Origin of the sequence: Pectobacterium sp. F1-1, assembly GCF_025643735.1 — a bacterium.
GTDB classification, from domain to species: domain Bacteria; phylum Pseudomonadota; class Gammaproteobacteria; order Enterobacterales; family Enterobacteriaceae; genus Pectobacterium; species Pectobacterium colocasium.
The window spans coordinates 1,005,423-1,030,179 of record NZ_CP104733.1; the positions used below are offsets into that span (position 1 = coordinate 1,005,423).

Here is a 24,757-nt window from a genome sequence, read left to right on the forward strand (position 1 = left end):
CTCTTTACTGTTGCAAAACACCATGTAATTGCGGTGTAATTACAACTATACCATGCTATGGAATTTGTAATTACAATGTCAAGTGAAAAATCCAAAACAGACCAGTATCAAATTCGACTGTCCCACGAGTTTCGTGCGCAATTAGAAGAGCAAGCCCATAAAGATGGCGATAAGACATTGGCTACATGGATTAAGCGTGTTCTGCGTAAGGAACTCCAGACGCGCGGTATTGAACCAAAAGGCTGAACGGTGGTTTGAGTCAGCCGATGTAGCAAATACTAACGTGTAAGAAACGTTTGGCAGAATGCCCGAATGGTTTTATGACAACGCTCCTGACGGGGTTTCTATCACATAGAAACCCCGTCAGGAGCCAACAAGCGCAGCGCGTTAGCCAGCCGAATGACTCCGCGCATAGATATACGGCGCGACATATCCTTCGCGGTTGACGTCCAGATAATCCGACCACCACTGCATCATTTCGATTCTGGCTTCCAGATGCTCGGCTTTATGCACGTAAGCTGCTCGCACGCCGTTGCGCTCTTTGTGACTCATCTGCCGCTCAATGGCATCCTTTGACCAGCGTCCTGACTCGTTCAGAGCGCTACAGGCCATGGTTCTGAAACCATGCCCACAGATTTCGGTTTTGGTGTCGTAGCCAATCACGCGTAGCGCCTTGTTGATGGTGTTTTCACTCATCGGCTTGTTCAGGGTATGCGCGCCCGGAAAAACGAAGACCGATTCGCCTGAAATTGCCTGAACCTGTTTCAGCAGGGCGACCGCCTGCCGTGACAGCGGCACCAGATGTTCATCCTTCATTTTCGCGCCACGCTCTGAGAACCGCACGCCGTTTACCGCTTCGCGCTGGGCGGGTACGCTCCAGATATGGGCTTTCAGATTGAATTCATCCCAGCGGGCAAAACGCAGTTCACTGGAGCGCAGGAAAACATGCAGATTCAGCTCCAGCGCCAGACGGGTGAGCATCCGGCCTTTGTAGCTCTCTATCTTCTCCAGCAGTTCGGGCAGGCGTTTCAGCGGCAGGGCGGGGTGATGTTGGGTCACGACCGGGGTCACGACGCCATCCAAATCGTAAGCAGGATTATATTTGATGACGCCCTGCTGGACGGCGTGACGCATGATTTTGGTCAGATGCTGGCGTACCCGTCCGGCGACGTCATGTACGCCTTTGTCGTCAATCGCCTTAACCAACTGCGCCAGATGGCGGGTTTCAACCTGCGCGATATCCATCGCGCCAATGGCGGGGAAAACGTAGCGTTTCAGGCAGGTAAGAATTTTATCGGCGTGCGCGTCTGACCAGAGTTTAAGACTGCTGGTGTGCCACGCCTGAGCGACAGACTGAAAGGTGCGGGATTCATCAACGGCAGGGTTGTTCGTTTTGCGAAGCTGAGAAGGGCTGATGCCAGATGCCAGCAGCTTACGCGCTGCATCGCGTTTTTCACGGGCTTCCGCCAGCGTGGTTTGAGGGTAGGGGCCAAAAGCCAGACGGTTTTCTTTACCGCCGAAACGGTAGCGGAAATACCATAGCTTAGCGCCGCTGGGTGATACCGTCAGGTACAGGCCTTGCGAGTCGGTGAGCTTATAAGATTTTGCGAGAGGTTTCGCGGATCGGACTTTGCTGTCAGTTAACATGTGAGGGTCACTCCCGTTCATCGAACTGAATGACCCGCAATCTGACCCACAAATTCCTCGATACGAAGGGATAAATCAAAACGCATCGAAAAAGATTTTTACGCCAACTTATTGAATCACAACAACATAGGGATTGATAAGGAGGCATAAAAAAGGAAAGGTGGTGCCCGGACTCGGAATCGAACCAAGGACACGAGGATTTTCAATCCTCTGCTCTACCGACTGAGCTATCCGGGCAACGGGGCGCATTAAACCGTATTGGCCGCGTGGCGTCAACGGGTTTCTGTCACAAAGCGGAGCGCCTGCGCTATTTTCAGGCAATTGTATTATTTGCTAGCCGATTTCTGGCGATCCTTTCAGCATGCTTAGCGCACTCATTCGTCTTCCCGTATACGCTCGGCATGTTTCGTTGCACTTTTTACCGCGTTGAGTACGGGCTGGATTGTTGAATTTGATGAAGAATAATGCCACTATTGCGCGGTTTTTTAACGTCTCGTTCACCTGAACGCCCCTTTAAGCGTAGTTAGCGTATAGCTAAAGAGGATCGCCGATATGTCAGATTCATTGCTCATGGTGCAAAACGCTCGCGCCAGCTCGCTGATGACGTCACTGCGTGTTTCTTCTTTCCACCGCTGCGCGGTTTACTTTTCTTCCTGTCGATTATCCTCCTTCACCATGCGGTGAGGCGTTCGTTCGCTCACTGTTAGGCATGAGTAAAAATAGAGTACGCCTCTGCTTTTACTGATGTCTATCGGATGGTGCTGGCTCCAGTTTTTCCATTCTTGGCCTACAGTTGACCTGTAGGGATCATACGCTTGTCGTTATTGATTGGCATTGTGATTGGTCGGGATTGTTATCCCTGAACGGTGTCTTCCAGGCACGTACACTTACCCTTAACCGTTTGGGTTTGGTTACATGAAACAGTTAAAAATTGCGGCGAATGCAGCGGTTGCCACCCGTTTAATCACAGCGCGCGAGATTGTCGCGTTGAGTCAGACCGACTTCACCGATGTGGCGGCGGTCGTGGTTTCGATTGAAGAAGCCCGTAGCGGTATTCTGTCGATATTGCAGCACACTGGCTTTAGTATCCCGGCGTTTGTCGAAGAGCCTGACGAAGATAAAGAGCTGGATGTTCTGCCTGCGGGCAGCGAATGGCTGGTTCTTGATGACGACGGTGAGCATGCCAGCGTGCTGGAGCGAGCGGCGAAAGCCTATCAGGATACCCTGTTGCCACCGTTTTTCGATACGCTGACCAAATACGTCAACATGAAAAACACGACGTTTGCCTGTCCGGGGCATCAGGGCGGTCAGTTCTTCCGCAAGCACCCGGCGGGGCGTCAGTTTTTTGAGTTTTACGGTGAGAACGTGTTTCGTTCGGACATCTGTAACGCTGACGTCAAACTGGGCGATTTGTTGATTCACGAAGGGGCGGCGAAGAAGGCGCAGAAGCATGCTGCTCGTGTGTTTAACGCGGATAAAACCTATTTCGTGTTGAACGGCACGTCCTCTGCGAACAAAGTGGTGACGAATGCTCTGCTGGCGCGTGGCGATCTGGTGCTGTTTGACCGCAATAACCATAAATCCAACCATCACGGCGCGCTGATTCAGGCGGGTGCGACGCCAGTCTATCTGGAAACCGTGCGCAATCCGTTTGGCTTTATCGGCGGCGTGGATGCGCATTGTTTTGATGAAGCCTATCTGCGCAAGCTGATCGCGGAAGTCGCACCGGAACGTGCCAACGAGCCGCGTCCGTTCCGTCTGGCCGTCATCCAGCTCGGCACCTATGACGGCACCATTTATAATGCGCGTCAGGTTGTCGATAGCATCGGGCACCTGTGCGACTACATTCTGTTTGACTCCGCCTGGGTCGGCTATGAGCAGTTTATCCCGATGATGGAGCAGTGCTCGCCGCTGTTGCTGGATCTGAATGAGAACGATCCGGGGATTTTCGTGACGCAGTCGGTGCATAAGCAGCAGGCGGGCTTCTCCCAGACCTCGCAGATCCACAAAAAAGATACGCACATCAAAGGCCAGCGCCGTTTCTGCAACCATAAACAGCTGAATAACGCTTTTATGCTGCATGCCTCAACCAGCCCGTTTTATCCGCTGTTCGCCGCGTTGGATGTCAATGCCAAAATGCACGAAGGGGCAAGCGGGCGTCGGATGTGGATGGACTGCGTGAAGCTGGGCATTGAGGCGCGTAAGCAACTGCTGACACGCTGTTCGCTCATCAAACCGTTCGTGCCTGTGACGGTGGGCTGCGCGCTCTGGCAGGATCACGATACGGAGACGATCGCGCAGGACGTGCGTTTCTTCAACTTTGAGCCGGGCGAGAAATGGCATGCGTTCGAAGGGTACGCCGAGGATCAGTACTTTATCGATCCTTGCAAATTACTGCTGACCACGCCGGGTATTGATGCGATTAGCGGCGATTATACCGAATTTGGTATTCCGGCGACGATCCTGGCTAACTACCTGCGCGAGCACGGCATTATCCCGGAAAAATGCGACATGAACTCGATCCTGTTCCTGCTAACGCCAGCGGAAGACGCTGCAAAAATGCAGGAGCTGGTGAATGCGCTGGTGCATTTCGAGACGCTGATTGCCCGCGATGCGCCGCTGAGTGAAGTGCTGCCCAGCCTGTATCAGAAATACAAAGAGCGTTATCGCGGTTACCGGCTGCGTCGGCTGTGTCAGGAAATGCATGATTTTTATGCTCAGCACAACGTGAAAGATCTGCAAAAAGCGATGTTCCGCAAAACCGAGTTTCCGTCCGTGGTGATGCTGCCGCAGGATGCCAACAGAGAGTTTGTGCGCGGTAATATCGAACTGGTTCCTATTGCTGAAGCAGAAGGGCGTATCGCGGCAGAAGGCGCATTGCCATATCCGCCGGGCGTGCTGTGCGTCGTGCCGGGGGAAACCTGGGGCGGGGCGGTACAACGCTATTTTCTGGCGCTGGAAGCAGGCATTAACCTGCTACCGGGCTTCTCCCCAGAATTGCAGGGCGTCTATAGCGTCGCGGAAGAAGATGGCAGCAAGCGCCTGTACGGTTACGTAGTAGAACAGTAATTACATTTATCTTCAGACCGTTGACAAGCCTATTTACCGAATGAAAACGGGAGTAACGGAATAGAAGAGTAAAGCGTTTGCGCCAGGGATGGCGCAAGCCGAGCGTACATGGACGTATTCACAGCGTCTTTACGATCTATCCGTTACTACCGCTCTACGGACTTTGTCAGTAACCTCAAACTCAGGCTCGGAAACGAGCCTGAGTTTTTTCTGTCTTAACGCAGGCTGGAGTCCTGTTGGTTGGCGAGTTTCACCGCTTCGCGCTGTTTTTTCAGCCCGCGCCAGCCGATGATCAGCATGATCGTCAGTACCGGAATCGTCGCAATCGTCCAGGTGCCGTTCGGGTAATCAAACGCCATCAGCCCCAACACACTCACCAGAAAAGCCAATGTCAGCCACGATGTCACGGGCGCACCGGGCATTTTGAACGCCACCGGTTTGGCTTTCCCCTGACGAATCGCTTTGCGCAGCTGCATTTGGCACAGAATGATGAACGCCCAGGAACAGATAATACCGAGCGAAGCGATATTCAGAACGATCTCGAACACCTGCGATGGCACCACGTAGTTCAGCACCACGCCGATAATGTGGATGCCGACCGTGACCAAAATGCCGGTATAGGGCACAGACTGCGTGCTCATTTTCGACAGGAACGCGGGCGCCGAGCCACCCAGCGACAGCGAGCGCAGGATGCGCCCCGTCGAGTACAAGCCGGAGTTTAGGCTGGAAAGCGCAGCGGACAGCACCACGATATTCATGATCGTGCCGATATAGGGCACGCCTAGTTTGCTGAAGAAGGTGACGAACGGGCTTTGTCCCGCCTGATAGGCGTTCCACGGCAGCAGGCAGACCAACAGCGCGACAGAACCGACGTAGAACAGGCCGATACGCCAGATGACGCTGTTGACCGCTTTCGGCAGCACTTTCTCCGGGTCTTTACATTCGCCTGCGGTTGTCCCGATGATCTCGATGCCGGCAAAGGCAAATATCACCCCCTGAACCAGCACCAGCGCGGGCAGAATACCGTGTGGGAACAGGCCGCCGTTATCGGTAATCAGATGCAGGCCGGGTGTGTTGCCGTCCAGCGGGCTGCCCGTGCCAAGATAGACCGTACCGACCACCAGAAAAATGGCGATGGCCGCAACCTTAATCAGCGCGAACCAGAACTCCATTTCGGCAAACCACTTCACGCCAATCAGGTTCATCAGCGTGACGATGGATAACGCACCCAGCGCAAACAGCCACTGCGGGACATCGGCAAAGGTGCCCCAGTAGTGCATGTAGAGCGCGACGGCGGTGATATCGACAATCCCGGTCATCGCCCAGTTGAGGAAGTACATCCAGCCTGCCACGTAGGAGGCCTTTTCACCCAGAAACTCGCGTGAATACGAGACGAAGCTACCGCTGGTAGGGCGATGAACGATCAGCTCACCCAGAGCACGTAGGATGAAAAAAGAGAAGATACCGCAAACCAGATAGACCAGCGCCAGCGCGGGCCCAGCCATTTGCAGACGCGCACCCGCGCCAAGAAATAACCCGGTGCCGATAGAGCCGCCGATCGCGATCATCTGTACGTGGCGGTTGCCGATACTTTGGTGATAACCCTTTTCGTGGAGGCGTTGCCCGGCGGCCTGATGCTCGCTATGAGGGGAGGAATGTTGTGTCATTTACTCGGTGTTTTCCTGTCTGTCACGCATCTCTTGGCGATGCGCTCGCTATTATTGTTTATAATTCAAATGGTTATGTTTTCTCCTGTGACATTTTTTTATGCCGGACATCCCTGTCCGGCACCCTTCGGGCCGTTGCGCTGAGCGCGGTAAGCCGTATGGCAGAAAACAACGGCAGCGATGCTACCTTTTCCTGTGTGCTGTGGCAAAAAATGGATAGCGGGAAAGTGTGTCAGAGCGTGTGGTGTCGGGGGCGGGGCATCAGACGGGAAATCCCCCCAGTTAGGCGAGCTAGAACTGGGGCGGGACGCAGCATGAATGTGTTCATCAGGTTTTCGGTGAATCGGCCTGCGCGGCATCCTCTTCCGCCTGCCGTAAAATGGCTTTGGCAACCCACTGCGTAACATCCTGAATGCTGTCTTCTTCCAGATGCCAGATATCTTTCAGCACCAGAAAAACCTCGGAACCGTAAATGAGCGATAAGGCATAAATCACCCGCTGTTGTGCTTCCGGCGTGATTTTCCCTTCCAGCGGTTCGGTGGCAATTTTGAGCAGACGTTTACGATTGCCGCGCGTTAAGGGATCCGTATGGAGGCGATTAGAACGGCGGTCTGCCCATTGTTGCAGTGACAGATGCAGAGCGGCACGCAACGCACCTTCATGCTCCAGCATTCTTGGGTAGGCAAAGTGCAGCAGTTCAGACACGCGTTCACTGGCGTCCGGCTGTGTCGGGTGCCACGCCAGAATCGGGCCAAGGCTTTCGCCGACCACGGCTGAGACTAATGCACTTTGCGTCGGAAAATAGCGGTAGGCCGTCGCGCGTGAAAGCTGAGCCGCAGCAGCAACATCGGTAATGGAAGGGAATATGCCTTGATCGAACATATTCATGGCGGTATCAATTAATAAACGACGGGTTTTTGCCCGTGTTGATGTCAGTTTTTCATCCCGTTCAATCACATAGACCTCATTGAATTTTCGGGCCGGAAGCTATCGGGCAGCACGGCGTTGTCGCCTGAACTATAGCAAATTGAGTGATTCTTGTGCCACGTCAAGCTTTCTTACTGTTAATGTAATGCCATACATAACATTTTGAGACTTTTGTCTCATTTGGGTATTTAATGGTTTGTCTTTCTGATACTCAAGTCTCAATATGGCGACAAATTAATCTTGTCTGTTTTTGTATTATTGTAATTGTCATTTATATCAATCTGTTAATTGTTTCGCTAACGGTGGGAGGGAGACCAAGTGGGAAGTAAAGTTGGCAGCGTTTATATTGCAAGTACAGCGGATACTAAAGGGAAAGAACAGATTTACGTCCGCGATCTGATTGCCGCTACAGGCTTGAAAACCGTCACGGTCGATCTGTCAACGACATCGCCGTCAACGGACGCACGGGTATCAGAGGTGACAGATATCAGCGCAGAAACGGTGGCATCGTACCACCCGCAGGGGGCGTCAGCGGTATTTTGCCATGACAGAGGGCAGGCGATTGGTGCCATGGCTATCGCGTTTGAGCACTTCATGCTGTCGCGCGATGACATTGCCGGGGTGCTTGGGCTTGGCGGTTCCGGCGGTACGGCGTTGATCACGCCTGCGATGCAGGCGTTACCGATCGGGATGCCGAAGCTGATGGTGTCGACGATGGCCTCCGGCGATATCTCCGGTTACATCGGTGCCAGCGACATCAGCATGATGTATTCCGTTACTGATGTGGCGGGTCTGAACCGTATTTCTCGTCAGGTTCTTGGTAATGCCGCGCACCAGATCGCGGGGGCTGTGAAGTTTAAGATTCAGGAACATCATGATGATAAGCCCGCGATTGGCCTGACCATGTTTGGCGTAACGACGCCGTGCATTCAGGAAGCCAGTAAATTGCTGGACGCGGAATTTGACTGTCTGGTCTTTCACGCGACGGGTAGCGGCGGGAAAGCGATGGAAAAGCTGGTGGACAGCCATTTGCTCACTGGCGTGCTCGATCTCACGACGACTGAGGTGTGCGATTTACTGTTTGATGGCGTGCTGGCTTGTGGGCCGGAACGGTTTGACGCAATAGCCAAGACGCAGGTGCCTTACGTGGCCTCCTGCGGGGCGCTGGACATGGTGAATTTTGGCTCGCCCGCCAGCATACCGGAGAAATACGCGCATCGTCTGTTCTACAACCACAACGCACAGGTCACTCTGATGCGTACGACGATAGACGAAAATATCGCGATGGCGCGCTGGATTGGGGAGAAGCTGAACCGCTGTGAAGGTGAGGTGCGCTTCCTGATCCCAGAAGGCGGCTTCTCCGCGCTGGATGCGCCGGATCAGGCATTCTGGCACCCGGAAGCGCGTGACGCGTTTATCAGCACGCTGGAGAGCGTAGTGCAGCAAACGGCAAGACGACAGATTATTCGTCTGCCTTTCCATATTAACGATCCTTTATTTGCCCACGCGGCTGTCGATGCGTTTCGGGCTTTAGTGAAATAAGAAGGGAAAAAGTATGAAGTCAGGCATGAATCGTCAGGCATTGCTGGCAAAATTCCGCGAAATGATCGCCCGCCGTGAGCCGATTATCGGTGGTGGCGCAGGAACGGGGCTTTCCGCGAAATGTGAAGAAGCGGGCGGCATCGATCTGATTGTGATCTACAACTCCGGTCGCTATCGCATGGCGGGGAGAGGTTCTCTGGCTGGCCTGCTGGCTTACGGCAACGCGAATGAGATCGTCGTGGATATGGCGAAAGAAGTTCTACCGGTTGTGAAACATACGCCGGTGCTGGCGGGCGTGAACGGAACCGATCCTTTCTGTCAGTTTGACAAGTTCCTTGGATGACCTGAAAGCGCTGGGTTTTTCTGGCGTACAGAACTTCCCAACCGTGGGTCTGATCGACGGTAATTTCCGCGCTAATCTGGAAGAAACCGGCATGGGGTATGCGCTGGAAGTGGATATGATCCGTCTGGCGCATGAAAAAGACATGCTGACCACACCTTATGTGTTCAGTGCGGCTGATGCTGTTGCGATGACGAAAGCGGGCGCGGACATTATTGTCCCGCACATGGGGTTAACCACCGGCGGCAATATTGGGGCGGAAACGGCGCTGAATCTCGCAGACTGTGTGCCGTTGATTAATCACTGGGCAGATGAGGCGAAGGCGATACGTAAGGATGTTATTGTTCTGTGCCACGGCGGGCCGATTTCAACACCGCAGGATGCGCAGTTCATTATGGATCATTGTCCGCAGTGCGATGGTTTTTACGGCGCCAGCTCGATGGAGCGACTGCCGACAGAAACCGCGCTAACGGCTACAACACAGCAATTCAAAAAAATTAAGCGTTAACACACTTTTTTGGCTCTCTACCTGCTGATGTCCCAATGCTGGAACAAAGGCGGGTAAATTTTGCGTCAATATCAGGGAATACGGCCAGCACACGCTGGCCGCAGTTTTTTTGTGTCCTACCGATTTATGTCCCACCAATTTGTGTACCACAGAGAGGTACTCAATAGCGTTTTAGGTCGCGCAGGGATGAAAGTCATTGTTATAAATGCTATTTTTCATGGTGCAGAAACTTCGGAGAAATAGGTATGACATGGCGTATCACGATAGGATTAGTCACGAACTTACTCCTCAGCTTTGCCGTTATGGCGGATGCTGGCATTGGATTTCAACAGATAGCATTAGCGGATGAGGCCAATAATAGGCCATTAGACGTTGCCGTATTTTATCCGGTTTCGTCATCCTCACAGACCACGATCATGGGTGACAATCCCGTCTTTCCTGGCATAGCGGTGAGTAAAAACGCCGTGCCTAAATCTGGTGAACATCCCTTGATCGTGGTTTCACACGGTTACGGCGGGAGTTGGTTTAACCAACTCTGGCTGGCACAGGCGTTGGTTAAACAAGGCTATATCGTTGCCGCGCCCAACCACCCCGGCACCACCTTTAAAGATATGCGTGTTGAGAACGCTCAGGCGCTTTGGCAGCGGCCTCGTGATCTCAGTCGCGTGATTACGGCATTGCTCGCCACGCCAGAAAAAACGGGACAGGTTGATGCGAAGCGGATTGCCGCAGTGGGACACTCGCTGGGGGGCTGGACGGTATTGGCGTTAGCGGGTGGGCGTTTTAGCTCGGCGCAATTTGAGAAGGATTGTCTGACGCACGCTGGGCTGGCGTCCTGCAAGGTGTATGAAAAGATGCAGGTCGCAAAAAATGCCGCATCGCGTGCACAGCTTGATCAGCCACTCGCGGATCCGCGTATCAGCGCTGTGATTTCGCTGGATATGGGGCTGGCGAGAGGGTTTACCGCCGAGAGTCTGGCGGCAATAAATATTCCTGTATTGATCATGGCGGCGGGGTATCCCAATGAGGAACTGCCTGCGGCGCTGGAATCTCACGATCTGGCGCAGAAGCTGTCGCCAGCGCATTCAGCGTATAAGGAAATGGCTGACGCGACGCATTTTAGTTTCATGCAAATTTGTAAACCGGGTGCTGCTGAGATCATCAACGCTGAGAACCCAGGGGACGGCATGATTTGTCTCGATGGGGGAGATCGTTCGCGTGAGCAGATCCATCAGGAAGTGGTGAAGGACGTCAGCGAGTTTCTTCAGGCGGCGTGGCGGAAACCGTAGCCTGTTCCCGAAGTGGGTACTGACTACGCCAGACGCTGGGGCTCATCCCCGTGAGTCGCAAAAACTCGCGGTTGAAGTTGGATTTAGTCTGAAACCCGCTTTCCAACATGATATCCGTGATTCGGGCATCGGTTTGGCTGAGGAGGCGTTTCGCCTCCTCTATACGGTATTCGTTCATCACCTGCGAAAAATTACGACCATGAACGCGGTTGATGGTCTCGGACAAGCGCCGGAGCGGTATGCCCATGCGTCTACTCAGGCGTTGAAGCGTCATATTCGGGTCGGTATACAGCGCGTGCGTGCGGATGACATCGTCTACCGTTTTTGCGAGCTGGTGCTCGTCTTCGGTGGCGGGTGGGGCTTCGGGGTTCTGGTCAACAGAAGGTACAAGCCCTGCTTGCGGGCTTGTACGGTGTGTGACGATCAGCAGAGTCAATATCGCCAGCATGAAAAAGTGGAATGCGGTGATGATGGTCGTCGCGCGACTGCCGCTGTAGAGAGCAATATCCAGAGCAATCATCATATCGATAGCGCCGGAGATAATCACATACAGCCCGGCGTTAAACGGTGCGCTTTTCCACCACACAAGCGGGGAATGCAGACGGCGAACGGTGTAAATCAGCGCTGACCCATAACCGAAGTAAATACTCACCAGCATCAGATCGATGAGCGGAACGGCCGTTCTGCTCTGGATGACGCTTGCGCCAAGAATGAGCAAGGGGGCTAACAGGTGCCGGAGAACGCTGCGACGTCTGCGGACGAGTTCCTCAGATTTCTTTTCGCCGTGAGGGAAAAGACACAGCCATAGCAGTGGCGGAATTGAGGCGGCTATAGCGGGTTGGATAAACAGGGGTAAGGCTACATGACTGCTCCAGCGTAACGCGACCAGCGTCAGGGCAAGGCAGCTCACACCGATGAATAGCGCTTCTGTCTTGGCATTGCGTTTTTTGGCGTTCTTGTTAGGAACGTTCTTGTTAGAAAAATGGTGCTGAATATCCAGAAATCGGACGCGGAAAAACAAAATAACCAACAGAAGTGCGGTAATAAACGGTAAGGGAATTGCGGTCATCGTGTTCTTCAGAAACGTTATTGTCGATATCTGGTGTGATGAAACCGCGCTACCGGCTTTATTCCGGTAGCGCGGCGTTCTGTGGCACGCGTGAATTAACGGCGGTAGTTTTTCTGCGCCGTGTTTACTTTGTACAGATAGCGGCGAGATTCGCCTGACGGGTGCTTTGTCGTCAGCGTTTGGTAGACATCGCTCGGCGACATACTGTTGATAATGCCTACGGCGCGATCCCGATCGCTGGAGAAGACGCGCAACACGCTGCCTGCGCCACCGTTATACGCGGTGATGACGGCGTAGCGTTTCGACGTCGGGTTTTCAATACCGGCCAGATAGCTGTTCTTCAGAATCGACAGATAGGCGGTACCCGCGTCGATGTTTTGTTCTGGATCGAACAGGTAACTGCGGCTCGGCTGTCCCCATTTCCCTTTCATCTTGAAGACATCGCGCCCCGCGCTGTGCTGTACCACCTGCATCAGACCCAGCGCGTCGGAACGGCTGACGGCGTAAGGGTTGAAGCTGGATTCTGTCTGCATAATCGCCAGAATCAGCGACTCTTCAATGCCGTAACGCTCGGAGGCTTTCCGCACCAGCGGCAAGTATTTGTGTGCACGCTTATCCAGGTGGTTCGGCACAAGCTGGATCGTGACCGACCAGATAACATGCAGGCCGGAAGTGCGTTTTTGCAGACGGTTCTGGAGCAGATAATCCGCGAAGCTGGCGGCACGCCCTTCCCAGCGGATCGGTTGTCCGGTGTTATCCAGCACCTGACCATACAGCAGCGGCTCGCGGCTAATCTGAATATCGTTAGCGTCGGAATACAGATCGGTGTTACTGGCGTCGTCGCCCATCAGCAGGGTGGTGATAATCGCCTGGCGTAGGCTGGCAACGGAATTGGTCGCCGAAATGGTTTCAATCGTGATGGAACCGGCATCAAAGTTGATGTGGCTACGCGTCTGATATTGATCGGTATATTTGACGTAGTCTTTCGGACCGGCGATCAGAACTTCATTCATCCCCCAGATATTTTCGATGTTGTGGGCAAACTGGCCCATCAAAATATCGAAGGCGTTGGTATCCTTGATAAACTCTTCGTTGTCGGCATTCCCTTTGTTTCCCGAACAGGAAACCAGCAGTGGTGCAATCACCAGCAAAGCTAACATTTTCTTCATATAACAAGCCGTGTCGGAATAGGGACGTTAACGGGCCCGAAAGCCCGCCATTTTTAGTGACTCGGAGGCGTATAGCCTTCGATGTGTACGTCCTTCCCTTCAAACAGGAATTTGATCATTTCCTGTTCCAGCAGCTTACGGTCGTCAACGTTCATCATGCTGAGTTTTTTCTCGTTGATCAGCATGGTTTGCTTGGTTTGCCACTGCGCCCAGGCGTCTTTAGAAATTTCGTTATAGATGCGCTTGCCCAGATCGCCAGGATAGAGCTGGAAATCTTGCCCTTCGGCGTCGCGTTGTAAAAAAGTACAAAAAATCGTTCTGCTCATGCTTCTTCCTCATCAATTGCGCAGGCATTCAAACGTGTAGACTGCGGGTGAGCCAGCTCCCTCAGCAGGCGTTCTACCGGGGCGGCCAGTCCGACAGACGGCGGCTGCGCTAAGTTATACCAGAGACCCGCATCGTCATCCATGCAGGACCTGTTTTGTGAGCGATCGGTCTGCGATACGTCCAGCCAGAGCGGTACGATATCCAGATGAAAATGGCTAAATGTATGGCGGAACGCGACAAGCTGTTGCAATCCATCAGGATTCAGACCGCGTTGTTGCAGCCAGAGTTCCAATTCCCGACGTTCGCTGAACTGCGGAAAGCAAAATAGCCCGCCCCACAGACCCACGGCGGGGCGCTGTTGCAGCCAGACCTGAGATCCCTGCTGCATCAATAGGAACCAGCCGGTTTTCTCCGGCAGCGTCTGCTTTGGTTTCTTGCCGGGGTATTGCGCCCAACTGTGGTTGGCGTACGCCATGCAACCGGTGTTCAGCGGGCACAGCTCGCACTTGGGGCGGCTGCGGGTACAGACCATCGCCCCGAGATCCATCATCGCCTGATTAAACTGGCTGACGCCCTCGGCTGGTGTGACGTCTTCACTCCGCGCCCACAGTTTCTTCTCGACCTCTTTCTTGCCCGGCCAGCCCTCAACGGCGTAGCAGCGTGCCAGCACGCGCTTCACGTTGCCGTCGAGAATCGGGTAATGCTGGCCAAGAGAGAGCGACAGCACGGCACCGGCGGTAGAACGTCCGACGCCCGGCAGCGCCGCGACTTCGTCAAAGGTGGTGGGGAAGTCGCCGCCGTGGCGTGACACGATGGTCTGTGCCGCTTTGTGCAGGTTGCGCGCACGGGCGTAGTAGCCCAGCCCGGTCCATAAGTGGAGCACTTCGTCCAGCGGCGCTGCCGCCAGCGCGCTCACATTGGGAAAACGTTCCATAAAGCGTTGGAAATAGGGAATAACCGTGGTGACCTGCGTTTGTTGCAACATCACTTCGGATAGCCATACTTTATAGGGAGTTTTCTCAAGCTGCCACGGCAGGGTTTTGCGGCCATAGCGTTGATACCAGTCCAGCACCTGATGGGCGAACTGTTGCGCTTGCATCATAAAATGGGGTCACTATCCGACAGGTAAAAAGTTTGACAGCGATTCCAGCACAGAGTGAATGTGCTGTAAACCGGAACTTTCCGAGGCGGTGGGCTTGCTAAACCACGGTATCCTTGCATAATGCGCGTTTCCTTAACGAAATCGGACAGCAAGTAAGCACTCTTTATGATTAACAACGTCATTTCACCGGAATTTGATGAAAATGGGCGCCCGATGCGTCGTATCCGCAGTTTTGTCCGCCGTCAGGGGCGTTTGACCAACGGGCAACAGCTGGCGCTGGATAACTACTGGCCGGTGATGGGCGTGGAATATCAAACCGAACAGGTAGATTTTAACGCGCTATTTGGTCGTGACGCGCCAGTGGTGCTGGAAATTGGTTTTGGGATGGGCGCCTCGCTGGTAACGATGGCAGCACAGCATCCTGAGCAGAATTTTCTCGGTATTGAAGTTCACCTTCCGGGCGTGGGGGCGTGTCTCGCTTCCGCACAGGAGGCGGGCATCAGCAATCTGCGCGTGATGTGCCACGATGCGATCGAAGTGCTGATGAAGATGATCCCCGATGGATCGCTGTCGATGGTTCAACTCTTCTTCCCTGACCCGTGGCATAAAGCCCGCCATAATAAACGCCGCATCGTCCAGGTGCCTTTCGTTGAACTGGTACAAAGCAAGTTGAAGGTTGGCGGCGTGTTCCATATGGCAACAGATTGGGAACCTTATGCGCAACATATGCTCGAAGTGATGACGTCTGTCGCCGGGTACCGCAACCTTTCCGATAAGAATGACTACGTTGAGCGGCCGGATTCCCGTCCGCTGACGAAATTTGAAGCGCGCGGCCAGCGTTTGGGGCATGGCGTATGGGATCTGATGTTTGAGAGGATAAAATAAAATGGCACAAGCTCGTAGCCGTCGTTTACGTAAAAAACTGCACATTGATGAGTTTCAGGAATTAGGCTTTTCGGTCAGCTTCCGCTTTCCTGAAGGCACTAACGTGGAAGACATCGATCAACTGATGGATAAGTTCGTTGATGAGGTGATTGAACCACAGGGTCTGGCATTTGAAGGCAGCGGTTATCTGTACTGGGAAGGTCTCATCTGCTTGCAAAAACTGGGTCACTGTACCGAAGAGCACCGCCAACTGGTTAGTCGCTGGTTGGAAGAACAGAAACTGACAGATGTGAAAGTCAGCGATCTGTTCGATATCTGGTGGGATCTGCCAGAAAACCTGCTGTAATTTTTGCTTCAGTAAAAGCAGAAGAGCTTTGGTTTACGCCAACGCGTTAAGCTAAGTAAAAAAACGCCTGAGCGGATGATGGCTCAGGCGTTATCCGCCTCATCAAAAGGCACATTGCCGCTTTCTCGCCACTGCCGTTGTTTTCTTCAGGAGAAAATATGTCGCGTAAAATGACCTTGGGTTTATTGATGTTGCTGTCCTGGCAAGCGCAGGCAGCTTACCAGTGCAACGTGAACCCGCAGGACGACATCATTATTAGTCCGCAGCACGTGCAGGTCGTGGGTGCCAGCGGCAATTTACAGCTTTCCCCGCAGGGCGACATAGTCCGTAACGGTACGCCGCTGACCCTGAACGCCGAACAGCGCCAGAAGGCTAAAGCCTATCAGGCGGATTTGCGCCAGCAACTGCCGTGGATCGATCTGGGCGCGCAACAGCATCTTGAAAAAGCGCGAGTCGCGCTGGATAAAGTGATCGTGCAGGAACTCGGCAGCGACAGCAATGTGCGTAACCGTCTGACTACGCTGGATAAACAGCTCAAACAGCAGATGAACCGTATTATCGAACACCGCAGTGATGGTCTGACGTTCCACCATCAGGCGATTAAGCAGGTTGAGCAAGATGGTAAGCAGATCGTGCAGCAAAGCATGGGCGGCGTCTTGCAGGATAGCCTGAACGAGATGGGCGTAAAACAGATGTCCAGCGGCGGTAACCCGCTACAGGCAATGATGGGCAACCTCGGCGGTTTGCAGAAAGCGATTCAGGCCGAGTGGAATAATCAGGAACTGGAATTCCAGCGCTTTGGTAATGACGTATGCAGTCGCGTGACGTCGTTAGAAAACCAGCGCAAGAGCCTGCTGCAAACGCTGAAGTAATCGTTCAGCGTTTTTGTTCACGCCTTGTTTTGTGGATGCATTGTTTTTGTGAATGCATTGTTTTTGTGAATGCATTGTTTTTGTGAACCCATTAAAGAAAACCGGGCAGTGCCCGGTTTTGTCGTTTACGGTGCTGGGAACGTGAATCGACGGTGGATCGCTTCCAGTTCATCAAGGATCTCGCCGTCCAGCGTCAGGTTTTGGCTGTCGAGGTTGATTTGTAACTGCTCCAGCGTGGTCGCACCTAACAACGTGCTGGCGACGAACGGCTGCTGACGCACAAATGCCAATGCCATTTGCGCCGGATTCAAACCGTGCTTTTGCGCCAGCGCCACGTACTCGGCAACGGCCGCCTGAGCCTGCGGGCCGGTATAGCGGGTGAAGCGGCTAAATAGCGTGTTGCGCGCGTTAGCGGGTTTTGCGCCATTCAGGTATTTACCCGTCAGCGTACCGAATGCCAGTGACGAATAGGCGAGAAGTTCTACGCCTTCATGCTGGCTGATTTCCGCTAAGCCGACTTCAAAACTGCGGTTCAGCAGGCTGTAGGGGTTCTGGATCGACACAATGCGCGGCAGATCGTGTTTTTCCGCCAAATGCAGATAGCGCATCACGCCCCACGGGGTTTCGTTAGAGACGCCGACGTAGCGAATCTTACCGGCACGAACCTGTTCACTCAGCGCTTCCAGCGTTTCCAGCAGCGTAACGACCGGTTTGTCGTCAGTATATTGATAGGCCAGCTTGCCAAAACAATTGGTCTGGCGCTGTGGCCAATGCAACTGATAAAGGTCGATATAGTCAGTGTTCAAGCGTTGCAGACTGGCGTCCAGCGCAGCACGGATATTTTTTCTGTCCAGCGCCTGCTGCGGGCGGATGCTGTGATCGTTTCCGCGCACAGGACCGGAGACTTTGCTCGCCACAATCAGTTTTTCACGGCCGCCACGGGATTTCAGCCAGGAACCGATATAGCTCTCGGTTAACCCCTGTGTTTCCGGGCGTGGAGGAACGGCGTACATTTCTGCTGTGTCAATCAGGTTAACACCTGCGGCAATGGCGTGATCTAACTGGGCATGAGCGTCTGCTTCGCTGTTCTGTTCGCCAAAGGTCATCGTACCAAGACCCAGCACGCTCACTTCTAAAGAACTATGGGGAATACGGTGATATTGCATTGCCAGCTTCCTTATGTCTGAAAATAGCAGGTGTCTTTCTCCTCATTTCCGCATGATTTTTTGCGATTCCAATGAGTTTGGGAGAACACACCTGAATTTGACTATAACGAAGCCGTGGCGAGTGGGGAAGTCTCTTCTGCTGCCCTTTAGCAGGATTCTGCCAGAGTGCGTCGCCCGATGGGGGGAATATCGGGCTAACGCTGCCGTTAGCGCTGCACGATCTGGGAAACTTGGTCGCTGTTGATCTGTTTCTGATTACCTTGCTCATCGATATAGCTGAGCAGCCCGGTATCTTTATCCAGCACGGGTTTTCCCTGCGTCAGAAGCATTTGCCCCTCTTTTGTCGCCATCACGTAGTCACTGGAACAGCCCGCAAGGGTAAATAATAACGCCAGTGTGACTGCCATTTTCATCCGTACTTTCATTGTATTAACCCGTTAATAAATGCAAAAACTTAAGTGAGTCTAGCAAAGGGTTGAGAGGGATAACGTAGGAATAATGGAAAAAATGCGTGTTGGGGGCGTTAATTTTGTGTAATCAGGCGGCTGGTGGCCGCCTGATTAGGTCGTTTGGCGTTTTGAGCGCTCACTCTGCGGCGATCAGTGTGCCGTTTTCTCTTTTTTACTGCGCAGCAGGTTCAGCGCCTCGACGGACATTGAGAAGAACATGGCGAAGTAGATATAGCCTTTCGGTACGTGAACGTCGAAGCTTTCCAGAATCAGGGTGAACCCGACCAGAATCAGGAACGACAAGGCCAGCATTTTGACGGACGGGTGGCGTTCGACAAACTCGCCGATAGGACGCGCGGAGAACATCATGACCCCAACGGCGATAACGACGGCTGCCATCATAATGAACAGATGGTCAGACAGGCCAACGGCGGTTATCACCGAGTCCAGACTGAAGATAATATCCAGCAGCATGATTTGCACAATCGCGCCAAAGAAAGAGTACACCTTGGAAGTATGGTCTTCTGAACCGCCTTCGACGGTTTCGTGAATTTCCTTGCTCGACTTCCAGATCAGGAAGAGCCCCCCGAAGAACAGAATCAGGTCACGCGTGGAAATTTCGTTGTCGAATGCGGTAAACAGCGGGTCAGTCAGACGCATGACCCAGGCAATGGAAGCGAGCAGCCCCAAACGCATCAACATCGCCCCCATCAGCCCGATGCGGCGTGCTTTGTTTTGTTGGGCTTTAGGCAGTTTGGCGACAACCAGAGACAGGAAAATAATGTTATCGATCCCAAGAACGATTTCCAGAATAGTCAGCGTTCCCAATGCCAACCATGCGTTCGGATCAACAATCCAATCAAACATTATATCAATACACCTTAAACGAAACGTAAACGATATTATACTCTGCCAGCTCGGTGCGTAGGCAAGCGAAAGTGTGATGTCGTAAAGATATACTCGTCATACTTCGCATGTGCTCCATGTGCTGGCGTCCCTTTTACTCTGGGTCGGCGTCAGGCTTTTCCCAGGTCATATTCCCTTGTCGCAATAAAACCAGTGTACGACGAAGTATCGTACTGATGAAGCATAGCCTAATGACGCTCAGTTGCTGAGCTGCATAAAGTGGCGGGCCAGCAGCGGCGCGGTAAAGGTTTTTTTCAGGTAGAACCCGCGCGGCAAGGTCAGAATTGGCTGGCCAAATTCGCCAATGGCTTCCGTTAGTGCTCGGCTATTTGCCGCTTTGGGACGTAATTGCAGGACTTCTCCATGCCGGGCGGTGATGCTTTCTACCTGACCAAGCACGATCAGGTCCATTAACTCTTCCCAATCGCAGCGCAACTGCTCCTCTTCTTCTTCGCTGGGGCTCCAGATCAGCGGCGTGCCAATACGGCGTTCTCCCAATGGAATGTGTCGCGAGCCTTCCACTGGAATCCATAGCACCCGTGCGAGCTTGTGTCGTACGTGACTGCTTTCCCACGTAACGCCGCTGTTGCCTGTTAACGGCGCAACGCAAACGAAAGTGGTTTCCAGCGGTTTACCTTGTTCATCAATCGGAATGGTTTTTAGCTCAACGCCGATGTCAGGGAAATCCTGCTCGGGCTTGCTGCCTGCGCTGGCTCCCAGAAAACGTTCCAGCAAGACGCCAATCCAGCCTTTATCGCGTTTCAGGTTGGCGGGAAGCTGCAAGCGTGCTATGTCCGCTAATTCCGCGAGATTATAACCCGCGAGGGATTGTGCGCGTTCCAGCAAAGCGTGCTCATGTGGCGGCGCAGTCGTGTGAACCGTGGGTGAATTCATAGCGTATAGCCCGATATTTTTCCGCTCAAAAAAAATACAACAGATGGGGAATACCCATGCACAGCCTGCAAGACGGTGGAGAAAAACAATAATAGCATGATTCGTAGCGTTTTTTTTCAGTGTGATGGTGATCACTTTGCTGGGTTTTGCAAACTGTTCACGTATAGCCACCGACAATAAACAGGATCTTACACTAGGTTATCCACAGATTTCTTGGATAACCCACATAGACATGAATTACTGGTTCGATTTACAGCCTTGACTCGCGGCCTTTTTGCTGTTTTTGCCTATTTATTGCCTGAGTTTGAGGCATTACCTGTGGATAAAATCGACGTAGCGCGATCTTTCGCCAATCTTGCATTGTATGCCATTTGAACAAGCATCAAGGGTTCACCATTGCCAGTAAAACGGTTTGTAATTTTATGAATAGAAAGCACTATTTTTTAATTTATGGTGGTTTTTTTTCTTCATCAAAAATGAGTTTTACTCACTTCTTCATGGGTTCTGCACAAAGATGTCCACAGAAAAAGTGAATAAATTGCGGATTCCAGTCTTCACGTGTTTATAACTTTGATCTTATCTGTGGGTTATCTTAATTTTATTAGTATCACATGCTTTCTAAGCAGTGGTTTACCGCCTGACGGGAGTGTGAAACAATCAGGTCATCTTTGCATTGATGTTTATCGAGGTAGTCCGGTGATCGATGATGATGGCTACCGCCCAAACGTTGGTATTGTAATTTGTAATCGGCAGGGGCAGGTGATGTGGGCCCGGCGCTATGGTCAGCACTCCTGGCAGTTTCCGCAGGGGGGGATTAACCCCGGTGAAAGTGCTGAGCAGGCGATGTACCGCGAACTGTTTGAAGAAGTCGGGTTAAGAAAAAAGGATGTGCGCGTGTTGGCATCTACCCGTAACTGGTTACGCTATAAATTACCAAAGCGTTTGGTGCGTTGGGATACAAAACCGGTCTGTATCGGCCAGAAGCAGAAATGGTTTTTGCTACAGTTGATGTGTAATGAGTCGGATATCAATATGCAGAGCAGCGGCACGCCGGAATTTGATGGTTGGCGCTGGGTGAGTTACTGGTATCCGGTACGTCAGGTCGTCTCTTTTAAGCGAGATGTGTATCGTCGTGTGATGAAGGAATTTATCAACCCGGTGATATTGCTTCAGGAGAGTGCTGCGGCTCGGATGACAACGCCGTCCGGTCCTCGGCGAAAAAGAGGGTAATTCAGGCACATTATGCTCACGCGCTTGCGAGAAATTGTCGAAAACGTTGCGGCAACGGCCCGCCTTAGTGATGCGCTGGACATTCTGGTCAATGAGACCTGTCAGGCTATGGACACGGAAGTCTGTTCCATTTATCTGGCCGATCACGATCGTCAATGCTATTACCTGATGGCAACGCGCGGGTTGAAAAAGCCGCGCGGGCGCACGGTTACGCTGGCGTTTGGGCAAGGTATTGTCGGGCTGGTTGGTCAACGCGCTGAGCCTATCAACCTGGCCGATGCCCGTGCTCATCCCAGTTTCAAATATATCCCCGCGGTGAAAGAGCAACATTTTCGCTCTTTTCTTGGCGTTCCCATTATCCACCGTCGCCACCTGCTGGGTGTACTGGTGGTGCAACAGCGTGAACATCGTCAGTTTGATAAAAACGAAGAATCGTTCATGGTGACGCTGGCCACGCAGATGGCCGCTATTCTCTCCCTTTCGCAGATCAAAACGCTCTTCGGTCAATACCGTCAGACGCGCGTGAAAGCGCTGGTTGCCGCCCCCGGTGTGGCGATCGCCCCTGGCTGGCAGGATTGTACTCAGCCTTCTCTGGATCAAGTATTTCCCGCGTCGAGTCTGGACAGCGAGCGTGAGCGCTCCCGTTTAACGCAGGCGTTGGAAGAGGCAACGGCGGAATTCCGTCGTTTCAGCAAGCGGTTTAGCGCCAGCGCGCAGAAAGAGAGCGCGGCGATTTTCGATTTGTACTCGCACTTGCTGAATGATGCGCGGCTAAAACGAGAACTTTTTCAGGAAGTGGATGCGGGCAACGCCGCCGAGTGGGCTGTAAAACTGGTGATCGAACGTTTTGCCGCGCAGTTCACCAATTTGCAGGATACGTATTTACGAGAACGGGCGGGCGATCTGCGCGCGTTGGGGCAACGGTTGCTGTTTCACCTCGATGATAACGCGCAAATCATGGGGCAGTGGCCTGAGCGCTTTATCCTCGTAGCGGACGAATTAACGGCGACGCTGCTGGCGGAGCTGCCGCCAGAGCGGCTGGCGGGCGTTGTTGTGTACGATGGTGCGGCTAATTCTCACGCGGCGATTCTTGTGCGTGCGATGGGGATTCCGACGCTGGTGGGGGCGGACATTCAGCCCGATCTGCTGCATCAGCGCTTGCTGATTATCGACGGCTATCGCGGTGAGCTGTTGGTCGATCCTGAACCCGTGCTGGTACAGGAATATCAGCGTCTGCTGACGGAAGAAAACGAGCTGACCCGTCTGGCCGAAGGCGAAATGGAACAGCCTGCCGTGCTGAAAAGCGGTGAACGTATTCAGGTCATGTTGAATGCCGGGTTAAGCGCCGAACACGAAAAGCGTTTCATCAATCAGGTTGATGGCGTGGGTCTGTACCGTACGGAAATCCCTTTTATGCTGCAAAGCGGTTTTCCGTCCGAAGATGAACAGATGACGCAATACCAAAGCATGTTGCAGCTTTATCCTACGCGCACGGTGATGCTGCGCACGCTGGATATCGGCGCAGATAAGCCGCTGCCTTATTTGCCCATTAGCGAAGAGAACCCGTGCCTTGGCTGGCGCGGTATTCGGATTACGCTCGATCAACCTGAAATCTTTCTGATTCAGGTGCGCGCCATGCTGCGGGCTAACGCGCATAGTGGCAATCTCAGCATTTTGTTGCCGATGATCAGCAGTCTGGATGAAATCAGTGAAGCGCGTCGCCTGATCGATCAGGCGGCGGGCGAAGTCGAGGAATTATTGGGCTTCCCGCAGCCTAAACCGCGGATTGGCATCATGATCGAAGTACCGTCGATGCTGTTCCTGCTTCCTCATCTGGCTTCCCGCATCGATTTTGTTTCAGTTGGCACCAACGATCTGACGCAGTACCTGCTGGCGGTAGATCGTAACAACGCGCATGTGGCATCGCTTTATGACAGTCTGCATCCTTCCATGTTGCAGGCGTTGAATATGATTGCTGTTGAATGCGAGCGACATAACATCCCGCTTTCCGTATGCGGTGAAATGGCGGGAGAAGCGCTTGGCGCACTGTTGCTGACCGGGCTGGGCTATCGCTCGCTCAGTATGAACGGGCGCAGCGTGGCGCGAATTAAATATCTGCTGCGCCAGATTACGCTGGCTGAGTCGCAGGCGTTAGTACAACAATTGCTGGGCGCGCAAAGCGCTGCGGAAGTCCGTCAGTGGGCGGCGATTTTCATGGAAGAGCGCGGGCTGGGTGGCTTGATTCGCGGCGGGCGCTAAGTTGCCGTGAGGCGATATTGACGAATACATCGACAGTTAATTGCGAGTAAATGTTTAATAGCGACTCAATGTTTTACAGAACTTTTCCCCGATGCAAGCAACGAGCGCGGGTGCGTATGCTATGATTCGCCACCGCGGTTCGCAGGACGGATTCATTCTCCTGCCTTTTGCCTATCAATGACGATCCCGAAAGCAGGGATAACACAATAAAATATGTGGTGAATGATGACGACAAGCTATCTGGCGTTTCCTCAGTTTGACCCAGTGATTTTCTCTATTGGCCCATTGGCGCTGCACTGGTATGGGCTGATGTATCTGGTGGGTTTTGTATTTGCCATGTGGTTAGCGGTGCGTCGGGCGAATAAACCGGGTAGTGGTTGGACCAAAGATGAAGTCGAGAACCTGCTGTATATGGGGTTCCTTGGGGTCTTCGTCGGCGGGCGTTTGGGCTATGTTCTGTTTTATGCCTTCCCGTCATTTCTTGAAAATCCGCTCTATCTTTTCAAAGTCTGGGATGGCGGTATGTCGTTCCACGGTGGCTTAATGGGCGTTATTTGCGTCATGCTGTGGTTCGCGCATCGCACCAAACGCCATTTCTTCCAGGTCGCTGATTTTATTGCTCCCTTGATTCCTTTTGGGCTGGGAGCTGGTCGTTTGGGCAACTTCATCAATGGCGAACTGTGGGGGCGCGTGACGACGGATACCCCGTGGGCCATGCTGTTCCCAGGTTCGCGCAGCGAAGATATGATGCTGGCCGTCAGCAACCCGCAGTGGCAGGCGATTTTCAATCAGTATGGCATGCTGCCGCGTCATCCTTCCCAACTGTATCAAATGATGCTGGAAGGTGTGGCGCTGTTTATCATCCTGAATCTCTTTATTCGTAAATCTCGGCCGATGGGCAGCGTCTCAGGGCTTTTCCTGATCGGTTACGGTACGTTCCGAATTATCACCGAATTCTTCCGCCAGCCAGATGCTCAGTTGGGGCTGTTCGGCGATCTGTTCAGCATGGGGCAAATTCTGTCGCTGCCAATGGTGATCGCGGGTATTTTGATGATGGTCTGGGCCTATCGTCGTCAGCCTGCGCAGCAATAATC

At 53.0% G+C, this 24,757-nt stretch carries 22 protein-coding genes, 1 tRNA gene and 1 pseudogene; 12 read left to right on the plus strand and 12 right to left on the minus strand.

Annotated features, from left to right (window positions below; genetic code table 11):
- Positions 1-75: 75 nt before the first annotated feature.
- Positions 76-246, plus strand: a complete 171-nt coding sequence (locus tag NAL19_RS04395; RefSeq protein ID WP_164669135.1) for a hypothetical protein — start codon at positions 76-78, stop codon at positions 244-246.
- A gap of 141 nt (positions 247-387) precedes the next feature.
- Here the strand turns inward: NAL19_RS04395 and NAL19_RS04400 are convergent, their stop codons facing one another.
- Both NAL19_RS04400 and NAL19_RS04405 read right to left on the minus strand, forming a co-directional pair.
- Positions 388-1,647, minus strand: a complete 1,260-nt coding sequence (locus tag NAL19_RS04400) for a tyrosine-type recombinase/integrase (protein ID WP_263058867.1) — start codon at positions 1,645-1,647, stop codon at positions 388-390.
- Between the two features lie 161 nt (positions 1,648-1,808).
- A tRNA-Phe gene (locus NAL19_RS04405) sits at positions 1,809-1,884 on the minus strand.
- Positions 1,885-2,199: 315 nt separating this feature from the next.
- On the opposite strand from NAL19_RS04405, the gene NAL19_RS04410 reads away from it, so the two are divergent.
- Positions 2,200-2,331 carry a hypothetical protein gene (locus tag NAL19_RS04410; RefSeq protein ID WP_256553759.1) on the plus strand — a complete coding sequence of 44 codons (132 nt, stop codon included), beginning with the start codon at positions 2,200-2,202 and terminating at the stop codon, positions 2,329-2,331.
- Between the two features lie 231 nt (positions 2,332-2,562).
- Complete coding sequence (locus tag NAL19_RS04415) at positions 2,563-4,716, plus strand: ornithine decarboxylase (RefSeq protein WP_263058868.1); 2,154 nt, start codon at positions 2,563-2,565, stop codon at positions 4,714-4,716.
- Between the two features lie 215 nt (positions 4,717-4,931).
- Here the strand turns inward: NAL19_RS04415 and ansP are convergent, their stop codons facing one another.
- A complete protein-coding gene (gene ansP, locus NAL19_RS04420; RefSeq protein ID WP_263058869.1) occupies positions 4,932-6,383 on the minus strand; it encodes an L-asparagine permease in 1,452 nt (483 codons plus the stop codon).
- 327 nt (positions 6,384-6,710) lie between these two features.
- A complete protein-coding gene (locus NAL19_RS04425; protein WP_263058870.1) occupies positions 6,711-7,340 on the minus strand; it encodes a TetR/AcrR family transcriptional regulator in 630 nt (209 codons plus the stop codon).
- Between the two features lie 288 nt (positions 7,341-7,628).
- On the opposite strand from NAL19_RS04425, the gene NAL19_RS04430 reads away from it, so the two are divergent.
- The 3 genes and pseudogenes from NAL19_RS04430 to NAL19_RS04440 all read left to right on the plus strand — a co-directional run bounded on the left by NAL19_RS04430 (position 7,629) and on the right by NAL19_RS04440 (position 10,989).
- Positions 7,629-8,852 (plus strand): Tm-1-like ATP-binding domain-containing protein, encoded by a 1,224-nt coding sequence (locus NAL19_RS04430; RefSeq protein ID WP_263058871.1) that lies wholly within the window; start codon positions 7,629-7,631, stop codon positions 8,850-8,852.
- A gap of 13 nt (positions 8,853-8,865) precedes the next feature.
- Positions 8,866-9,700 (plus strand): annotated as a pseudogene (locus NAL19_RS04435) (phosphoenolpyruvate hydrolase family protein).
- 245 nt (positions 9,701-9,945) lie between these two features.
- Positions 9,946-10,989, plus strand: a complete 1,044-nt coding sequence (locus NAL19_RS04440) for an alpha/beta hydrolase family protein (RefSeq protein ID WP_263058872.1) — start codon at positions 9,946-9,948, stop codon at positions 10,987-10,989.
- On the opposite strand, the gene NAL19_RS04445 is transcribed toward NAL19_RS04440, so the two are convergent.
- The 4 genes from NAL19_RS04445 to mutY all read right to left on the minus strand — a co-directional run bounded on the left by NAL19_RS04445 (position 10,952) and on the right by mutY (position 14,656).
- Positions 10,952-12,058 carry a helix-turn-helix domain-containing protein gene (locus tag NAL19_RS04445; protein WP_263058873.1) on the minus strand — a complete coding sequence of 369 codons (1,107 nt, stop codon included), beginning with the start codon at positions 12,056-12,058 and terminating at the stop codon, positions 10,952-10,954. The genes NAL19_RS04440 and NAL19_RS04445 overlap by 38 nt on opposite strands.
- Before the next feature lie 95 nt (positions 12,059-12,153).
- Entirely contained in the window at positions 12,154-13,227 is a 1,074-nt protein-coding gene (gene mltC, locus NAL19_RS04450) for a membrane-bound lytic murein transglycosylase MltC (RefSeq protein WP_225087104.1), read from the minus strand.
- Positions 13,228-13,280: 53 nt separating this feature from the next.
- Positions 13,281-13,553 (minus strand): oxidative damage protection protein, encoded by a 273-nt coding sequence (locus NAL19_RS04455; protein ID WP_225087105.1) that lies wholly within the window; start codon positions 13,551-13,553, stop codon positions 13,281-13,283.
- Positions 13,550-14,656, minus strand: a complete 1,107-nt coding sequence (gene mutY, locus NAL19_RS04460; RefSeq protein ID WP_263058874.1) for an A/G-specific adenine glycosylase — start codon at positions 14,654-14,656, stop codon at positions 13,550-13,552. Before mutY ends, NAL19_RS04455 begins: the two co-directional genes overlap by 4 nt.
- Positions 14,657-14,821: 165 nt before the next feature.
- Here mutY and trmB point away from each other — a divergent pair, with 165 nt between their 5' ends.
- The 3 genes from trmB (at position 14,822) to NAL19_RS04475 (ending at position 16,759) form a co-directional block, all read left to right on the plus strand.
- A complete protein-coding gene (gene trmB / locus NAL19_RS04465) occupies positions 14,822-15,541 on the plus strand; it encodes a tRNA (guanosine(46)-N7)-methyltransferase TrmB (RefSeq protein WP_012773573.1) in 720 nt (239 codons plus the stop codon).
- Between the two features lies 1 nt (position 15,542).
- The gene (locus NAL19_RS04470) at positions 15,543-15,887 is read left to right on the plus strand and encodes a YggL family protein (protein ID WP_180743640.1); all 345 of its coding nucleotides are present in this window, start codon (positions 15,543-15,545) and stop codon (positions 15,885-15,887) included.
- A gap of 158 nt (positions 15,888-16,045) precedes the next feature.
- Complete coding sequence (locus NAL19_RS04475; protein WP_263058875.1) at positions 16,046-16,759, plus strand: DUF2884 domain-containing protein; 714 nt, start codon at positions 16,046-16,048, stop codon at positions 16,757-16,759.
- Between the two features lie 125 nt (positions 16,760-16,884).
- Here the strand turns inward: NAL19_RS04475 and NAL19_RS04480 are convergent, their stop codons facing one another.
- The 4 genes from NAL19_RS04480 to mutH all read right to left on the minus strand — a co-directional run bounded on the left by NAL19_RS04480 (position 16,885) and on the right by mutH (position 20,174).
- Positions 16,885-17,925 (minus strand): NADP(H)-dependent aldo-keto reductase, encoded by a 1,041-nt coding sequence (locus NAL19_RS04480; protein WP_225087109.1) that lies wholly within the window; start codon positions 17,923-17,925, stop codon positions 16,885-16,887.
- A gap of 206 nt (positions 17,926-18,131) precedes the next feature.
- Complete coding sequence (locus NAL19_RS04485) at positions 18,132-18,338, minus strand: YgdI/YgdR family lipoprotein (RefSeq protein WP_284144945.1); 207 nt, start codon at positions 18,336-18,338, stop codon at positions 18,132-18,134.
- Positions 18,339-18,524: 186 nt separating this feature from the next.
- On the minus strand, positions 18,525-19,241 hold the full coding sequence (locus NAL19_RS04490; protein ID WP_225087111.1) for a TerC family protein: 717 nt from the start codon (positions 19,239-19,241) through the stop codon (positions 18,525-18,527).
- A 237-nt stretch (positions 19,242-19,478) separates the two neighbouring features.
- On the minus strand, positions 19,479-20,174 hold the full coding sequence (gene mutH, locus NAL19_RS04495) for a DNA mismatch repair endonuclease MutH (protein WP_263058876.1): 696 nt from the start codon (positions 20,172-20,174) through the stop codon (positions 19,479-19,481).
- A gap of 696 nt (positions 20,175-20,870) precedes the next feature.
- Between mutH and rppH the strand changes: the two genes are divergently transcribed.
- The 3 genes from rppH to lgt all read left to right on the plus strand — a co-directional run bounded on the left by rppH (position 20,871) and on the right by lgt (position 24,755).
- Positions 20,871-21,404, plus strand: a complete 534-nt coding sequence (gene rppH / locus NAL19_RS04500) for an RNA pyrophosphohydrolase (protein ID WP_225087113.1) — start codon at positions 20,871-20,873, stop codon at positions 21,402-21,404.
- 12 nt (positions 21,405-21,416) lie between these two features.
- The gene (gene ptsP / locus NAL19_RS04505; RefSeq protein WP_263058877.1) at positions 21,417-23,663 is read left to right on the plus strand and encodes a phosphoenolpyruvate--protein phosphotransferase; all 2,247 of its coding nucleotides are present in this window, start codon (positions 21,417-21,419) and stop codon (positions 23,661-23,663) included.
- 225 nt (positions 23,664-23,888) lie between these two features.
- Positions 23,889-24,755 (plus strand): prolipoprotein diacylglyceryl transferase, encoded by an 867-nt coding sequence (gene lgt / locus NAL19_RS04510; protein ID WP_103971920.1) that lies wholly within the window; start codon positions 23,889-23,891, stop codon positions 24,753-24,755.
- The last annotated feature ends 2 nt before the right edge of the window (positions 24,756-24,757 follow it).

Bases quoted from the DNA above. Each gene is read 5' to 3' on its own strand.
- NAL19_RS04395 (WP_164669135.1), top strand. From the start codon at position 76: ATGTCAAGTGAAAAATCCAAAACAGACCAGTATCAAATTCGACTGTCC.
- NAL19_RS04400 (WP_263058867.1), bottom strand. From the start codon at position 1,647: ATGTTAACTGACAGCAAAGTCCGATCCGCGAAACCTCTCGCAAAATCT.
- NAL19_RS04410 (WP_256553759.1), top strand. From the start codon at position 2,200: ATGTCAGATTCATTGCTCATGGTGCAAAACGCTCGCGCCAGCTCGCTG.
- NAL19_RS04415 (WP_263058868.1), top strand. From the start codon at position 2,563: ATGAAACAGTTAAAAATTGCGGCGAATGCAGCGGTTGCCACCCGTTTA.
- ansP (WP_263058869.1), bottom strand. From the start codon at position 6,383: ATGACACAACATTCCTCCCCTCATAGCGAGCATCAGGCCGCCGGGCAA.
- NAL19_RS04440 (WP_263058872.1), top strand. From the start codon at position 9,946: ATGACATGGCGTATCACGATAGGATTAGTCACGAACTTACTCCTCAGC.
- NAL19_RS04445 (WP_263058873.1), bottom strand. From the start codon at position 12,058: ATGACCGCAATTCCCTTACCGTTTATTACCGCACTTCTGTTGGTTATT.
- mltC (WP_225087104.1), bottom strand. From the start codon at position 13,227: ATGAAGAAAATGTTAGCTTTGCTGGTGATTGCACCACTGCTGGTTTCC.
- NAL19_RS04455 (WP_225087105.1), bottom strand. From the start codon at position 13,553: ATGAGCAGAACGATTTTTTGTACTTTTTTACAACGCGACGCCGAAGGG.
- mutY (WP_263058874.1), bottom strand. From the start codon at position 14,656: ATGATGCAAGCGCAACAGTTCGCCCATCAGGTGCTGGACTGGTATCAA.
- trmB (WP_012773573.1), top strand. From the start codon at position 14,822: ATGATTAACAACGTCATTTCACCGGAATTTGATGAAAATGGGCGCCCG.
- NAL19_RS04470 (WP_180743640.1), top strand. From the start codon at position 15,543: ATGGCACAAGCTCGTAGCCGTCGTTTACGTAAAAAACTGCACATTGAT.
- NAL19_RS04475 (WP_263058875.1), top strand. From the start codon at position 16,046: ATGTCGCGTAAAATGACCTTGGGTTTATTGATGTTGCTGTCCTGGCAA.
- NAL19_RS04480 (WP_225087109.1), bottom strand. From the start codon at position 17,925: ATGCAATATCACCGTATTCCCCATAGTTCTTTAGAAGTGAGCGTGCTG.
- NAL19_RS04485 (WP_284144945.1), bottom strand. From the start codon at position 18,338: ATGAAAATGGCAGTCACACTGGCGTTATTATTTACCCTTGCGGGCTGT.
- NAL19_RS04490 (WP_225087111.1), bottom strand. From the start codon at position 19,241: ATGTTTGATTGGATTGTTGATCCGAACGCATGGTTGGCATTGGGAACG.
- mutH (WP_263058876.1), bottom strand. From the start codon at position 20,174: ATGAATTCACCCACGGTTCACACGACTGCGCCGCCACATGAGCACGCT.
- ptsP (WP_263058877.1), top strand. From the start codon at position 21,417: ATGCTCACGCGCTTGCGAGAAATTGTCGAAAACGTTGCGGCAACGGCC.
- lgt (WP_103971920.1), top strand. From the start codon at position 23,889: ATGACGACAAGCTATCTGGCGTTTCCTCAGTTTGACCCAGTGATTTTC.